The organism is Aeromonas sp. R5-1 (genome assembly GCF_040908265.1).
GTDB lineage: Bacteria > Pseudomonadota > Gammaproteobacteria > Enterobacterales > Aeromonadaceae > Aeromonas > Aeromonas caviae.
In genome coordinates, this window is record NZ_JBFODJ010000047.1 from 1 (window position 1) to 14,265 (window position 14,265).

A 14,265-nucleotide genomic window follows, 5' to 3' on the forward strand; every position below is an offset into this window, starting at 1 on the left:
TCAAGCAATACATTCAAAACCAGCGGGGCTGACGCCCCGGCGAAATTCCCCTCCCACCTACGTCGGAGGGAGTCCCCTTTCGCATTTAAGATGGGTCCTCCGTGAAACGAGCTGCCAGTGTAGCGGGCCGCCGCCGCTTTGACAGCACCGGGATCACAACCTCGGGGTTTCCTTTGCATCAGGCATGATGGCGGGAGCGCTCGCCCTTGGGGTCAGGGCAGGGTCACTCGGAAGGGGCGACCACGGCCTCCTCTCCCCTGGCGGTGCGTTTCAGTTGCCCCATGAATTGCTTGAAATGGGGGAGAAACCCCTTGAACAGCTCCTCTTTGCGATGCTGCATCATGACTTCGCCAAACAGCTTCAACCCGACGATAAACGCCTGATGTTCCTGCTCCGACATGGCCAGCTTCCCCTTGCTGAGCGCCAGGATGGCAAAGATGTCGTCGTGATTCTGGCAGTCGAACTGCAACGGGGGCACCTCGCGGTCCAGCGCCTGGACCTGTACACGATAAGTGTGTGGCATCTTTCATCTCCTCTCGGGCTGGGCTTTTGCCCATATGGTTGATAAAATCAATTAAACCCTTTTAAGTTGACTTTATCAACCATGAGGTTGTCAAACCGCCTCTTCCGGATCCTCGATCAGTACAAAATCGCCATGACGCAGCATTTCCGGGCACAGCAGATCGCCCTTAGCCCCCTCCATTACAAGGTGCTGCAACTGATCCATGCGCTGGATCCCGCCACGCCGCAGCTAATCGCACAGCGGTCTGGCCGCGACAAGGCGCAGGTGACGCGCCTGCTGCAGGAGATGGAGAAACAGGGGCTCATCGAGAAGCGGCCCCATCCCACTGACAGACGCAGCATCTGTCTGGCCTTGACCCCGCTGGCCTGCGAGCGGGTCAACCAGGGGGAGCAGGAGGCCGCACGGCTCGACGAACGGCTGTGTTCCCTGCTGACGCCGGCGGAGATAGCGCAGTTGCAGCAACTGCTGGACAAGATAGAAAAAGGGCTTGAGTCGACCGATTAGGGTCAGCGTCAGGGGATCCGCTGCCTGATTTGTGGCCAACCAGCGCGGCCTGTGCTGGCGGCGCCTTGTGAGCCACTCCCGGAGATGGTATCACTGGCCCCACTCTCCCCTTCCCGCCGAGGCGCCATCGTGATCACCCTGATTAAAGAGTCCGACCAGTTGAAAATGCCCTGGAAGAACAGGCAGGGCACCACGGCCCAGATCCTGATCTCCCCCCCTGGTTCGACCCTGGACAAGCTCGACTTTGACTATCGGCTGAGCTCGGCCCCCATCAAGGAAGCGGGGAGTTTCTCCCGCTTTCCCGGCTACCAGCGCATCCTGCTGCCCGTCAGCGGTGCCGGTTTCGTGCTCAACGGCCACCCCTACGCCACCTTCGAGGCGGCCCACTTCAGCGGGGATAACGAGACCCGCTGCGAGCTGCTGAAAAAAGAGGTGACGGATCTCGGGCTCATCTACCACCCGGCGCGCATCAGCGCCAACGTGCGGGTGCTGAACCTGCCCTTCCCCCTCAGCCTCACCCTGGAGGCGGACAAGTGCTACCTCTGCCACCTGCTGGAGGGCCAGCTCACCGTGCAGGGACAGCAGGTCGCACCGGGCGAGACCCTGGTGGTGCAGGGGGAGGAGAACATCCGCTTCGAGTGCGGCAAGAAGACCACCCTCGCCTTCTTTACCCTGCAGCCCAAGCAAGCCGCCGTTTAACGCCGGGGGGCACGGCCCCCGCTGTCGAGGCAGGCCTGCATGGTGTCATAGGGGGTATAGTGCCTGGTGCGGCTGTAGTAGGTGCCGCCCTTGGGGTGACAGATGCCGCTCCGGCTCTTCTTCACCGGGGGCTCGGCGGCCAGCGCGATGGCACACAGCAGCATCAGGCAACAGCCAAGCATCCATTTCACTGCATTCATGCTCTCTTTTCCGAAGGGGCGTAGGCGGGCCACTGGCCCATTTGCGGCCTATTCTACGCCGCTCATCCCCTTGCCACCCCAGACCAGATCATGAAAGCACCGCGACGCAGCGCAAGCGAAGACAAAAAAGCCGGGACCTTCCCGCAATGCTGTTCACTTAAGAGAATTTGAGTTCCAGTCCACGTAGTATCAGGACAAAAAAGCGAGGGAGGCATGATGCCTCCCTCTTTCTATTGCAAGCCCCGCTGGATAAAGGCTGGAGGAAGATCGACTGGACACAGCCTTGCCCCCTCAACTCAAATCCAATTTATGAATAATCAGTCAAAAAAGTGCTTATCTGAACAGCATTGGGGACCTTCCCGGCTTTTGCTTGTACTGGCGGCGACACGGTCCTTGGCACTACCCCACCTTGAAGCTGCCCTTCATCAGGGCGAAGTGGCCCGGGAAGGAGCAGAAGAAGGTGAGATCCTTGCCCGCCAGGCCGTCGGTCTTGAAGGTAACGCTGGTGCTCTCGCCGCCCCCCACCAGCTTGGTGTGGGCCAGGATCCTGGGGTCATCCTTGGGCAGGTAGTCGTGATCGACCCCGGCGCTCATGCCGGCGGTGGCGATGGCCTGATAGTCGGCGGTGTTGGCCAGCACCCAGTTGTGGCCCATGTTGGCCACCGGCAGTTTGCCCGTGTGATTGAGGGTCACCGTCACCTCCTTGCAGGTGGCCGGCACGCTCATCGCCGTCTGGTTGAACTGCATGGCGTCATTGCCTTCGATCACCAGTGCGCACTCGTCGGCCAGGACCGGGGTGGCGAGGGAGCCAAGAAGCAGCAGGGTTAACACCTTTTTCATCACGTTCTCCTTTGATTGACGAAGGATGACAGCACAGGCATCTCGCCCCCGTGGGCGCGACCCGCAAAGATGCTGTCAGGATCGATCTTCATTGTATTCAAATGTCACCGAAGGACGACCGCTTTTGGGCCAGCCTGCGAGCCCGGTCACTTCTTTTCTCCCGACCCCGGGCCCAAAGCGGGTTGATCAAATTCCCCTCCGGCTTAATTATTTGCGGCCTTCCCGCCCACGGCCACTCGCCAACACCACAGCCGTTGGCTAAGCTGCTCCCCCGTCGATGACTCCCGCGAGAATGAGAGATGAAGTTCCCCTTTGCGCCTGCGCTGGCGCGCACCCTGCTGCTCTCCCTGATCCTGCTGCTTGGCGCCTGCCAGCCGGCCCCGACCCAGACCCGCATCCAGGGCAACACCATGGGCACCTATTATGCGGTGACCCTGAGCGACCCCTTCCCCGGCGGACAGGAGGCACTGCAACAGGAGGTGGAGGCGCTGCTGGCACGCCTGAACAAGGAGATCTCCACCTATGATCCGGGCTCCCTCATCTCCCGCTTCAATCAGGGAACGGGGCTGCCCCCCCAGGTCATCCCGGCCACCATGGCGAAGATTGTGCAACAGGGCATTGACGCCGGGCACCTCACCCGGGGGGTTCTCGATGTCACCGTGGGCCCCCTGGTCAATCTGTGGGGATTCGGGCCGGACAAGCGCCCGGTCAGGCGGCCCGGCGCAGAGCAGATCGCCAAGGCGCGGGAGCGGGTCGGCATCGACAAGCTCACCCTGACCCCCGAGGGGGATCACTTCCTGCTCGGCAAGGCCATCCCAGATCTCTATCTGGATCTCTCCACCCTGGGCGAGGGGGCGGCCTCCGACGAGATAGCCGGGCTGCTGGAGCAAAAAGGGGTCCACAACTACCTCATCGAGGTGGCGGGGGCGGTGCGCAGCAAGGGGCACAACGACAAGGGCAATCCCTGGCGGGTGGCCATCGTCGAGCCCTCTGACAGACCGGGCGCCATCGAGGACGTGGTGACCCCGAGCGGCATGGCGGTGAGCACCGCTGGCAGCTATCGCAACTATTACGAGCTCGACGGCAAGCGCTACTCCCACATCATCGATCCCGCCACCGGCGAGCCCGTGACCCACAAGCTGGTCTCCGCCACCGTCATCACCCCCACGGCCCTGGAGGCCGATGCCCTCGACACCGCCCTCATGGTGATGGGCCCCGAGCGGGCGATGGCCTTTGCCAGGGAGCACAAGCTGGCGGTCTATCTCATCGAGAAGACCGCCACGGGCTTTGCCGCCAGCCACACCCCCGAGTTTGCCCCCTATCTGGTGCGCACACAGCCCTGAATGACGAGGCCCCGCAGTGCGGGGCCTCGTTCACTGACCGCCTATTCGATGGGGATGCGGTGGGGCACGGGGCTGGCCGCCTGCTTGGGCAGGCGCAGGGTGAGGATGCCGTTGTCAAAGCGGGCGCTCCCCTGCTCTGGCGACACCTCCACCGGCAGCTCGACGCTGCGCGACACGCTGCCATAGTAGCGCTCGCTGCGCAGGGCCCGTTCATCCTTGTTCTGGCTGTCAAACTGGCGGATCTCCGCCTTCAGGGTCACCAGCTTGCCGTGCACGTCCACGTGGATGTCCTCCTTCGCCACCCCGGGCAATTCCGCCTGCAGCAGGTAGTCATCCCCGCTCTCCCGCAGATCCAGCTTGATCTGGCCGGGCAACGGGTCCCCGTGCAGGGGGCGGATGTAGAAGCCGGAGGCCATGTCGTGGAACAGGTCATCAAACAGGCTGGTGCGACTTGGTAGCAAACTCATCTGATCCCTCCTTGTAAGCGGGCAAGGGAGCAGACGGGCACCCTGTCCCTGCCGCCTCCCGCATGCTGATGCTCTTCAAGTCTAAAAACCGGGACAGCGCCTGCCAGTGCCAACTCGCCTTCCCTTGACCGGGATCAAAGGCAAGACACCCTTTTTTTCACCCAAGGTCTGCGGGAAAAACCGGGGGGCCTCCCCATGTGCAATTGCCTGCCTGCGGACTTTGGTGGCACACTTCTCCCACCAGCCCGTAGCGCCTTGATGCCAGACAGATGCAGACACCGGACTCCGTACCCGAGAAGAAACCCCAGCCCAAGCCCAAGCGCATCCTGCTGGTCAACGAACAGCGTTCCTTCCAGATGATGATGAAGGCGATGCTGATCAACATCGGCATCAACCGCATCACCTACACCAACTCCGCCGACGAGGCCCGCCGCCGCTGCCAGAAAGAGAGCTTCGACATCTATCTGCTCGACTATGAGCTGGGGGCGGGCGAGAACGGCCGCCAGTTGCTGGAAAGCCTGCGGGATCAGCAACTCATTCCGCCCCAGAGCGTGGTGATCATGGTCAGCAGCGACGGCTCCCGCGCCATGGTGCTGAGCGCGCTGGAAGCCGAGCCCGACGAATACCTGATGAAGCCCTTCTCCCAGGAGCAGTTCTCGTTTCGCCTCAAACGCGCCCTCGCCCGTCGCCAGGCGCTGGAGAGCGTCTTCAGCGCCCTCACCCGGAACGATCTGCCCGCCCTGGTGGAGGCCTGTGCCAAACAGGCGGACGCGGTGCCCCGCTTTGCCAACTTCTGCCGCTGCCTGCAGGCCGACACCCAGCTCAAGCTGGGCCAGGCCAAGGAGGCTCGCAGCCTGATGCGCCAGCTGCTGGCGGGGCAGGAGAACAGCTGGGCTCGCCTCACTCTGGGCAAGGCGTGCCATACCCTGGGTCTGCACGAGGAGGCGGTGAGCCACCTGCAAGCCACCCTGAAACACACCCCCCTGATGGTGGAGGCCTACCTCTGGCTCGCGGAGTCCCTGCTGGCGCTGGGCAATGACGAGCAGGCCCAGCAGGAGCTGCGCCGGGCGGTGGACATCTCTCCCCAGTCGGTGCAGCTCTCCCGCCGTCTGGCGGAGGTGTGCCTGCAACGGCACGACTACGCCCAGGCCAAGGACGTGCTGCTCGCCCTCATCGACTTGTCGCGCAACTCGATCCACCGCACGCCCCATTATCTCGGGGCCTATATCCAGACCCTCACCTTGTACGCCCTCAACAGCAACGACGGCTACCACATCGCCAACCTGCAAAAGCAGGTGAACTCCGCCCTGTCGCGCATCCGCGACTCCTTGATGATGTCGGAGTTCAACTACCCGGTGTTCGAGCAGATCTGCCAGGCCCGGGTGCGCATCGCCCTGGGGGAGCTGCTAAAGGGCAAGAAGATGCTCTATCGCGCCAACCAGAACTGGCTGGACGAGCCCGCCACCATGCCTCCGGCCCTCCTTGGCGAGACCATACTCGCCCTCTATCAGCTCGGGGAGTTCGAGTACGCCGAGAGCCTGCAATCCCTGCTGGCGGAGGATGAGGATCGGCTGCTCACCACCTGCATCCAGGTGACCCGGGATGACAAGACGGTGCAGGAGCGGCGCCAGCGCTATCAGCAGCTCAACGATCTGGGCATCAAGGCCTATCAGGCCGGGGAGCTGGAGCAGGCCCTCGGCCACTTTCGCGAGGCCCTGCGCCGGGCGCCCGCCAATACCGGCGCCGCCCTCAACAAGATCCAGGTGCTGCTGCAACTCATGCAGAAGAACCGCAAGAGCCCGGAGTTTGGCGCCGAGTGCAAGGAGACCCTGGAGGTGCTGGAGGGCATCCCCCTTAACCCCGCCCAGCAGGAACGTTTTCGCAAGCTGCGTCAGGAATATCATCAGCACAGCTGATATCCCCCCTCCTCCCCTCACCTATGCTGATACTGACTCAGGGAAGGGAGGGGCAACACCATGGCAATGTGCCGATACCTGGTGGCCGATGGCCGCCACTGCACCGAAGAGGCAGGGGATCATGATCTCTGCCGCTGGCACGACCCCGCTGCGGCCCACAACACCCCTGATACCGCCGAGGCGCTGGAGCGCTATGTGCGCCAGGGAGGCCTGTGCCACGGCCTGCAACTGGCCCGCGCCGAGCTGGCGGATCTCAACCTGGTGAACAGGCAGGGTCCGGAGGGATTCTTGCTGGAGCAGTGCAACCTCTATCGCGCCAACCTGCGGGGGGCCCATCTCTACGGCATTCGCATCAAGGGCGGCAGCCTGATGAAGGCCGATCTGAGCGAAGCGAACCTCCACTGCGCTACCCTCGACGACGTCAACCTGCTCGGCATCCGCTGGAAGAACACCCGCCTCGACAACCTGGAGACGGGCAAGCGGCTGATGCAGGACAGAAAGGGGCGCCGCGAGCGGGACCCGGCGCAGGCCCGCGTCTGGTTCAAGGAGGCGGAGGAAACCTACCGGGATCTGCGCAAGGCCTCGGAGGCCCAGGGCATCTTCACCATGTCCGGTCGCTACATCCAGCAGGAGCTCACCATGCGCCGCCTGCAGATGCCGTTCTGGTCCTACCGCCGCTTCGCCTCCTGGATAGTGGATCTCTTCTGCGGCTACGGCGAGGCCCCCATGCGGGTGGTAATCTTCTCCCTGCTGCTCATTGTCATCTGCAGCATCTTTTACTTCTTCTGCGGCCTCAACTTCGCGGGCACCCACCTCATCTATCGCACGGACGCCCCCCTGGAGCAGAACGCCATCTTCCTGATGGAGTGCCTCTACTACAGCGTGGTGACCTTCACCACGCTGGGGTATGGGGACTTCACCCCGGTGGGGTTGTCGCGGATCTTTGCAGCCTTCGAAGCCTTTACCGGCAGCTTCACGCTGGCACTGTTCGTGGTGGTGTTTGTCAAGAAGATGACCCGCTAGAAACCTGTCCACGATCTTGCTGGGAGGCCACTTCCAAGGCTCATGTGCTGCTCGCTTATGTGTCGCCAGGCGCTCTCATGTATACATATGCACTCAGGCTTCTCTGCTGCGCGTCACCTTGCTGACAGACTCTCGCGACAGATCGTGAACAGATTCCCGAGCCGCTGCGCCAGTCACAGCCCCCGAACTTGCATCCATCGCGGATTCCTAGTCCAATAAGCGACGAACAAAAACGACATGAGCACCCCGAACATGAAGATCATCTCTTTCAATATCAATGGCCTGCGCGCCCGTCTTCATCAGTTGCAAGCCCTTATCGACAAGCACCAGCCGGACGTGATCGGCCTGCAGGAGATCAAGGTGCACGACGAAGCCTTCCCGGTCGCGGACGTGGAGGCCATGGGCTACCACGTGGTCTTCCACGGCCAGAAGGGGCACTACGGGGTCGCCATCATGAGCAAGCAGGCTCCCATCGAGGTGCAAAAGGGCTTCCCCACCGATCCGGAAGATGCCCAGCGCCGCATGATCATGGCCAGCTTCAAGCGAGAAGACGGCTCCGTCATCAAGGTGATGAACGGCTACTTCCCCCAGGGGGAGAGCCAGGATCATGAGACCAAGTTCCCGGCCAAGCAGAAGTTCTATGAGGACCTGCAGCACTACCTCGAGACCCACCACACCCCGGACGACCAGATAGCGCTGATCGGGGATATGAACATCTCCCCCACGGATCTCGACATCGGCATCGGCGAGGCGAACCGCAAGCGCTGGCTGCGGGATGGCAAGTGCTCCTTCCTGCCCATCGAGCGTGAATGGATGGAGCGGCTCAAGGGGTTCGGCCTCACCGACACCTTCCGCGCCGCCAACCCCACCGAGTGCGAGCGCTTCTCCTGGTTCGACTACCGCTCCAGGGGCTTTGACGAGAACCGGGGCCTGCGCATCGACCTCATCATGGCCTCCGACGCCCTCAAGGACAAAGTGACCGAGACCGGCATCGACTACGAGCTGCGCGGCATCGACAAGCCCTCCGATCACGCCCCCATCTGGACCTGCTTCGCCTGATCCCGGCCGTCGGGCTGCCCTGTCACTCCTGACCCTGAGCCCCCGCCACGCGGGGGCTTCTTCGTCTGCCAATCCGGCATTTCTTAATCCATATCAACTCTTTGGCAGATGGTACAGGGCGAACCTTGACCTTCTCCTATAGGTAAGGTTTACATTCATCCCATACGTCACAGGGAACCTGCACCATGTTGTCATCGAGATTGCCCACAGCGCTCATCGCCCGGCTATTGCTGGCGCTGGTGCTCGTCTGCAATCTGACCCTGTGCATCAGCTGGCATGGCGCGGCCACCGCCCTCCCGGGTGAGACCCAGGATGCCCTTCCGGCATCCTCCCCCTTGTCTCATGCGCTGCACGAGAGCCCGCCTGTGCAGCACGCCGCCATGAACCATGGCCAGGCCGACACAATTCCCCTCTCCTGCCATTCGGGCACCATGAGCCAGAGTGCCCCGTCTGGGGGGGAATGCCAGATGCAGGCCGGCTTCTCCGGTGCGGCCAATGCCCCGCCCCTGCTCGGCATGCTGTTGTCACTGCTGCTGATCCCCCTGCTGCTGCTCCCCTCTTCGTGGAGTATCGGCCCCCTGCTGGACAACTGGTTGCGGGATCCCTTCCTGCGCCTGCGTGGTACCCATCCCCCTTCCTGGCCCAGACGGCATCTGATGTTGTCCGTGCTGCGCCATTAGAAACCGCTTCTCCCGTTAGCCCGGGCGATGGTACCGCCATCGCCATGCCGTGCACCGGCCGCTTCGTCGGCGGTGCCCCGATTGTCGGCCAACCCCGTCCGCCGAGCGCCAGCACCGCATCCGCTCAAGGCCGGACGACGGCCCGATACGAGAGAAGAAGTACCATGTCATCATCCAAGACATTTGCGCCCCGTGGCGCCCTGCCCTCCCGCACGCGCTGTGTGCAGACTCGCGCCGGAGGCTTGTCATGAACAAGACGTTGTTGATGTCAGCCCTGCTGCTCGCCCTCGGGGCCGGTGGCGGCTACTGGGCCGCCAAACAGACCACAACTGGCACTGCAGCCAAGGAGAAGACGCCCCTCTACTGGGTCAACCCCATGGATCCGCGCGACAAGCGCGACGGCCCCGCCAAGGACAACATGGGGATGGACTTCATTCCCGTCTATGAGGAGCAGAAAAGCGGCTCGCCGGGCACCGTCACCATCAGCCCCGAGATCCAGCAGAACCTGGGGGTGCGGCTCGCGAAAGTCGAGCGACTGCCCATCCACCAGCAGGTCGAGACGGTGGGCTACGTCGGCTATGACGAGGACAGGCTGGAGGCGGTCAACGCCCGCATGGCGGGCTGGATCCGCACCCTCGCCATCAAGAGCGAGGGGCAGCAGGTGAGCAAGGGGAGCCTCATCTACGAGCTCTATGCCCCTGACTTAGTCAACGCCCAGCACGAGTACCTGCTCGCCCTCAACACCACCAACCCGCTGCTGCTGCGCGCCGCCGAGGGCAAGCTGAAATCCCTGCAGGTGCCGGCGGATCAGATAGCGGCCCTCAAGCGCACCCGTCAGGTGCAGGAGACGGTGCGCATCTATGCCCCGAGCAGCGGCTATGTCTCCGAGCTGAAGGTGCGCGAGGGCCAGTATGTGGAACCCGCCGCGGCGCTCTTTAACATCAGCACCCTCAAGCAGGTGTGGGTGAGTGCCGAGGTGTTCGAGCGTCAGGCCGCCCAGCTGAAGGTGGGCGATCCGGTCACCATGACCCTGGACTACGCCCCGGGCCGCCAGTGGCAGGGGCGGGTGGATTACCTCTACCCCACCCTGGATGCCGCTACCCGCACCCTCAAGGTACGGCTGCGCGTCGCCAACCCGGACGAGTTCCTCAAACCCAATATGTTCGCCAAGGTGACGATTCAGACAGGCAAGGGAGAGCCGCAACTGGTGGTGCCGAGCGAAGCAGTGATCCGCACCGGCAGCCAAGACAGGCTGGTGCTGGCGCTGGGGGATGGCAGCTTCAAGTCGGTGGCCGTCACCCTGGGCCCCCAGTTTGGCGACAAGGTGGCCATCAAGGCGGGGGTCGAAGCGGGGGACAGCATCGTCAGCTCGGCCCAGTTCCTGCTCGACTCGGAGTCGGCCATCGACTCGGACTTCCAGCGCATGACGGCGGTGCGCCCCGCCCAGATCTGGACCCAGGGGGAGGTGCAAGGCATCGATCTCGCCGGGCGTACCCTGATGGTCGCCCACCAGCCCATCCCCGAGTGGCAGTGGCCCGCCATGGAGATGGAGTTCACCGTGGCCGAGGGGGTCGACATGAGCAAGCTGACCGAGGGACAGACCCTGCACCTGCAGGTGATGCAGGAGGGGGATGAATATCGCATCACCACCATCCATCAGGAACAAGCGCCAGTAACCGGCGACGCCACCAAGCCAGCAACGGATGAGATGGAGCAAATGGAAGGCATGGACCATGGCCAGCATCAGATGGCGATGCCCGAGATGGAGAAGAAGTCATGATCCCTGCCATCATTCGCTGCCTGACAGGCAACCGCTCTCCGCTCTCTGCACCCAATGAGCAAGGAGCCCAACCATGATCCCCTCGATTATTCGCTGGTCCGTGGGCAACCGCTTCCTGGTGCTGCTATTGACCCTCATGCTCACCGCCTGGGGGCTCTGGTCGGTCAAACAGACCCCGGTGGACGCCCTGCCGGATCTCTCCGACGTCCAGGTGATCATCAAGACCTCCTACCCCGGCCAGGCGCCGCAGGTGGTGGAGGATCAGGTGACCTACCCGCTCACCACCGCCATGCTGGCGGTGCCGGGGGCCACCACGGTGCGCGGCTACTCCTTCTTCGGCGACTCCTTCGTCTATGTGCTGTTTGACGACGACACCGACCTCTACTGGGCCCGTGCCCGGGTGCTGGAGTACCTGAGCCAGGTGGCCCCCAATCTGCCCGCCGGGGCCCAGCCCCAGCTCGGCCCCGATGCCACCGGGGTGGGCTGGGTCTACCAGTACGCCCTGGTGGACAGGACCGGCAAGCATGACCTCAGCGAGCTCACCTCCCTGCAGAACTGGCTGCTCAAGTTCGAGCTGCAGACGGTGGACGGCGTCTCCGAGGTCGCCACCGTGGGCGGCATGGTGCGCCAGTATCAGGTGCGGGTCGACCCGGACAAGCTGCGCGCCTACGGCATCCCGCTCTCCCTCATCGAGACCGCCATCAAGCAGGGTAACCAGGAGACCGGCGCCTCCGTCATCGAGATGGCGGAAGCGGAGTACATGGTGCGCTCCAATGGCTATCTGAAAAGCGTGGAGGATCTGAAGCAGATCCCGCTCGGTACCAATGTGCGCGGCGCCCCCCTGCTGCTGGGGGATGTGGCGGATGTCGTCACCGGCCCCCAGAGCCGGCGCGGTCTGGCCGAGCTCAACGGTGAAGGGGAAGTGGTGGGCGGCATTATCGTCATGCGCTATGGCGAGAATGCCCAGCACACCATAGACGGGGTCAAGGCGCGGCTCGCCCAGCTGAAAAGCAGCCTGCCGGAGGGGGTGGAGGTGGTCACCGTCTACGACCGATCCGACCTTATCCAGCGCGCCATCGACAACCTCTCCGGCAAGCTGGTGGAAGAGTTCGCCGTGGTGGTGCTGGTCTGCCTCGCCTTCCTGTTCCACCTGCGCTCGTCGCTGGTGGTGGTCATCTCCCTCCCTATTGCGATTTTGACCGCCTTTATCGTCATGCACCTGCAGGGGATCAACGCCAACATCATGTCGCTGGGGGGCATCGCCATCGCCATCGGCGCCATGGTGGACGGTGCCATCGTGATGATCGAGAACGTCCACAAACACATGGAGCGGGAGGCGCTCACCGACAAGAACCGCTGGCGCATCATCACCGAGGCGAGCATAGAGGTCGGGCCCGCCATCTTCTTCTCCCTGCTCATCATCACCATCAGCTTCCTGCCGGTGTTCGCGCTGGAGGCGCAGGAGGGGCGGATGTTCCACCCCCTCGCCTACACCAAGACCTACGCCATGGCCGCCGCGGCCGGGCTCGCCATCACGCTGGTGCCGGTGATCATGGGCTACTTCATCCGTGGCAAGGTGCTGGCCGAGCAGGCCAACCCGCTGAACCGCTGGCTGAGCCAGGGCTATGTGCCACTGCTGAAAGCCGTACTGGCCCGTCCGAAAACCACCTTGGCCATCGCCGCCGTGGTCACGGTGGCGGGCTTCTGGCCACTCCAGCATCTGGGCTCCGAGTTCATACCGCCGCTCGACGAGGGGGACATCATGTACATGCCCACCACGGCGACAAACATCTCGGTGGGCAAGGCGCGGGAGATTTTGCAGCAGACCGACAAGCTCATTCGCACCGTGCCCGAGGTGCAGAACGTGTTCGGCAAGGCGGGGCGCGCCGACTCGGCCACCGACCCTGCGGATCTCGTGATGATGGAGACCAGCATCCAGCTCAAGCCCAAGGATCAGTGGCGCCCCGGCATGACCCCGGAGAAGCTCAAGGAGGAGCTCGACTCCCTCATCCGCTTCCCCGGTCTCACCAACGCCTGGGTCCCCCCCATCAAGACCCGCATCGACATGCTGGCCACCGGCATCAAGACCCCGGTCGGCATCAAGATAGCGGGGCCGGATCTCAAGGTGATCCAGCAGCTCGGCCAGCAGCTTGAGCAGATCGTCGGAAAGGTGGAGGGCGCCTCATCGGTCTACGCCGAGCGGGTGGCGGGTGGCCGCTATGTGAAGGTGGACATCGACCGGCTGAAGGCGGCCCGCTACGGCCTCAATATCGCCGACGTGCAGGCGGTGCTCGCCACCGCGGTGGGCGGCATGGAGGTGGGCCAGACCATAGAGGGGCGCGAACGTTACCCCATCAACCTGCGCTACCCCCAGAGCTACCGCGATTCGGTGGCCAGCCTCGAGCTGCTGCCCCTGGTGACCCCCAAGGGGGAACGCATCGCCCTGGCGGACGTGGCGCGGGTCTACATCAGCGACGAGGCGCCCATGCTGCGCAGCGAAAACGCACGCCTCAACGGCTGGGTCTACGTGGACATTCGCGGCCGCGACATCGGCTCCTTTGTGGCAGAGGCCAAGTCCGAGGTGGGTAGGCAGCTGGTGCTGCCGGCGGGCTACGCCCTCACCTGGTCCGGTCAGTACGAATACATGGAGCGGGCCAAGGCACGCCTCGCCTACGTGGTGCCGCTCACCATCGCCATTATCGTGCTGCTGCTCTATCTGGCGTTTCGCCGCGTTCAGGAGGTGCTGCTCATTCTCACCACCTTGCCGCTGGCGGTGGTGGGCGGGATCTGGACCCTCTGGCTGCTGGACTTCAACCTGTCAGTCGCCGTAGGGGTAGGTTTTATCGCCCTGGCGGGGGTGGCGGTGGAGACCGGCGTCTTGATGCTGGTCTACCTCAACCACGCCTGGGATGACCTGGTGGCGAGCGGCAAGCCGGACAAGGCGGGCCTGCACCGGGCGGTGATCCACGGCGCCGCCCTGCGCCTGCGCCCCAAGATGATGACGGTGGTGACCATCATCGCCGGCCTCTTGCCCATCATGTGGAGCCACGGCACCGGCTCCGAGGTGATGCAGCGCATCGCCGCCCCGATGATCGGCGGCATGGTGAGCGCCCTGGTGCTGACCCTGCTGGTGCTGCCCGCCGCCTACTACCTGTGGCGCAGCCGCAGCCTTGGCAAGGCCGCCCCCCGGCAAGCCGACTGACCCGACTTCACCACCGACTTTGAATAAAC

General features: G+C 63.6%; 13 protein-coding genes. 9 read left to right on the forward strand and 4 right to left on the reverse strand.

The genetic code is table 11. From position 1 onward, the window contains the following. Positions 1-223: 223 nt before the first annotated feature. A complete protein-coding gene (locus tag AB5Y64_RS06120) occupies positions 224-523 on the reverse strand; it encodes a DUF3861 domain-containing protein (RefSeq protein WP_042014216.1) in 300 nt (99 codons plus the stop codon). Between the two features lie 81 nt (positions 524-604). Between AB5Y64_RS06120 and AB5Y64_RS06125 the strand changes: the two genes are divergently transcribed. Further along, the gene (locus tag AB5Y64_RS06125) at positions 605-1,027 is read left to right on the forward strand and encodes a MarR family winged helix-turn-helix transcriptional regulator (RefSeq protein WP_052815264.1); all 423 of its coding nucleotides are present in this window, start codon (positions 605-607) and stop codon (positions 1,025-1,027) included. A gap of 129 nt (positions 1,028-1,156) precedes the next feature. Continuing rightward, the gene (locus AB5Y64_RS06130) at positions 1,157-1,726 is read left to right on the forward strand and encodes a HutD family protein (RefSeq protein ID WP_052815265.1); all 570 of its coding nucleotides are present in this window, start codon (positions 1,157-1,159) and stop codon (positions 1,724-1,726) included. Here AB5Y64_RS06130 and AB5Y64_RS06135 read toward each other — a convergent pair. Both AB5Y64_RS06135 and azu read right to left on the reverse strand, forming a co-directional pair. Continuing rightward, positions 1,723-1,926, reverse strand: coding sequence for a hypothetical protein (locus AB5Y64_RS06135; protein ID WP_039039209.1), 204 nt, complete (start codon positions 1,924-1,926; stop codon positions 1,723-1,725). The genes AB5Y64_RS06130 and AB5Y64_RS06135 overlap by 4 nt on opposite strands. 399 nt (positions 1,927-2,325) lie before the next feature. Continuing rightward, positions 2,326-2,766, reverse strand: coding sequence for an azurin (gene azu, locus AB5Y64_RS06140; RefSeq protein ID WP_043155526.1), 441 nt, complete (start codon positions 2,764-2,766; stop codon positions 2,326-2,328). A 299-nt stretch (positions 2,767-3,065) separates the two neighbouring features. On the opposite strand from azu, the gene AB5Y64_RS06145 reads away from it, so the two are divergent. Then, complete coding sequence (locus AB5Y64_RS06145; RefSeq protein WP_180911108.1) at positions 3,066-4,109, forward strand: FAD:protein FMN transferase; 1,044 nt, start codon at positions 3,066-3,068, stop codon at positions 4,107-4,109. A gap of 41 nt (positions 4,110-4,150) precedes the next feature. Here the strand turns inward: AB5Y64_RS06145 and AB5Y64_RS06150 are convergent, their stop codons facing one another. Beyond that, positions 4,151-4,576 (reverse strand): Hsp20/alpha crystallin family protein, encoded by a 426-nt coding sequence (locus AB5Y64_RS06150; RefSeq protein WP_216986830.1) that lies wholly within the window; start codon positions 4,574-4,576, stop codon positions 4,151-4,153. Between the two features lie 269 nt (positions 4,577-4,845). Between AB5Y64_RS06150 and AB5Y64_RS06155 the strand changes: the two genes are divergently transcribed. From AB5Y64_RS06155 to AB5Y64_RS06180, 6 genes are all read left to right on the forward strand, one after another. Continuing rightward, positions 4,846-6,492, forward strand: a complete 1,647-nt coding sequence (locus AB5Y64_RS06155; RefSeq protein ID WP_216986829.1) for a response regulator — start codon at positions 4,846-4,848, stop codon at positions 6,490-6,492. Between the two features lie 60 nt (positions 6,493-6,552). Continuing rightward, a complete protein-coding gene (locus tag AB5Y64_RS06160) occupies positions 6,553-7,515 on the forward strand; it encodes an ion channel (RefSeq protein ID WP_216986828.1) in 963 nt (320 codons plus the stop codon). A 252-nt stretch (positions 7,516-7,767) separates the two neighbouring features. Then, positions 7,768-8,574 (forward strand): exodeoxyribonuclease III, encoded by an 807-nt coding sequence (xthA, locus tag AB5Y64_RS06165; RefSeq protein ID WP_010673667.1) that lies wholly within the window; start codon positions 7,768-7,770, stop codon positions 8,572-8,574. Positions 8,575-8,759: 185 nt separating this feature from the next. Further along, positions 8,760-9,254, forward strand: coding sequence for a hypothetical protein (locus AB5Y64_RS06170; protein ID WP_201956585.1), 495 nt, complete (start codon positions 8,760-8,762; stop codon positions 9,252-9,254). 247 nt (positions 9,255-9,501) lie between these two features. Beyond that, positions 9,502-11,034, forward strand: a complete 1,533-nt coding sequence (locus AB5Y64_RS06175; RefSeq protein WP_216986826.1) for an efflux RND transporter periplasmic adaptor subunit — start codon at positions 9,502-9,504, stop codon at positions 11,032-11,034. Positions 11,035-11,107: 73 nt separating this feature from the next. Continuing rightward, positions 11,108-14,236, forward strand: coding sequence for an efflux RND transporter permease subunit (locus tag AB5Y64_RS06180; protein WP_368203486.1), 3,129 nt, complete (start codon positions 11,108-11,110; stop codon positions 14,234-14,236). The last annotated feature ends 29 nt before the right edge of the window (positions 14,237-14,265 follow it).

Bases quoted from the DNA above. Each gene is read 5' to 3' on its own strand.
- AB5Y64_RS06120 (WP_042014216.1), bottom strand. From the start codon at position 523: ATGCCACACACTTATCGTGTACAGGTCCAGGCGCTGGACCGCGAGGTG.
- AB5Y64_RS06125 (WP_052815264.1), top strand. From the start codon at position 605: ATGAGGTTGTCAAACCGCCTCTTCCGGATCCTCGATCAGTACAAAATC.
- AB5Y64_RS06135 (WP_039039209.1), bottom strand. From the start codon at position 1,926: ATGAATGCAGTGAAATGGATGCTTGGCTGTTGCCTGATGCTGCTGTGT.
- azu (WP_043155526.1), bottom strand. From the start codon at position 2,766: ATGAAAAAGGTGTTAACCCTGCTGCTTCTTGGCTCCCTCGCCACCCCG.
- AB5Y64_RS06145 (WP_180911108.1), top strand. From the start codon at position 3,066: ATGAAGTTCCCCTTTGCGCCTGCGCTGGCGCGCACCCTGCTGCTCTCC.
- AB5Y64_RS06150 (WP_216986830.1), bottom strand. From the start codon at position 4,576: ATGAGTTTGCTACCAAGTCGCACCAGCCTGTTTGATGACCTGTTCCAC.
- AB5Y64_RS06155 (WP_216986829.1), top strand. From the start codon at position 4,846: ATGCAGACACCGGACTCCGTACCCGAGAAGAAACCCCAGCCCAAGCCC.
- AB5Y64_RS06160 (WP_216986828.1), top strand. From the start codon at position 6,553: ATGGCAATGTGCCGATACCTGGTGGCCGATGGCCGCCACTGCACCGAA.
- xthA (WP_010673667.1), top strand. From the start codon at position 7,768: ATGAAGATCATCTCTTTCAATATCAATGGCCTGCGCGCCCGTCTTCAT.
- AB5Y64_RS06170 (WP_201956585.1), top strand. From the start codon at position 8,760: ATGTTGTCATCGAGATTGCCCACAGCGCTCATCGCCCGGCTATTGCTG.
- AB5Y64_RS06175 (WP_216986826.1), top strand. From the start codon at position 9,502: ATGAACAAGACGTTGTTGATGTCAGCCCTGCTGCTCGCCCTCGGGGCC.
- AB5Y64_RS06180 (WP_368203486.1), top strand. From the start codon at position 11,108: ATGATCCCCTCGATTATTCGCTGGTCCGTGGGCAACCGCTTCCTGGTG.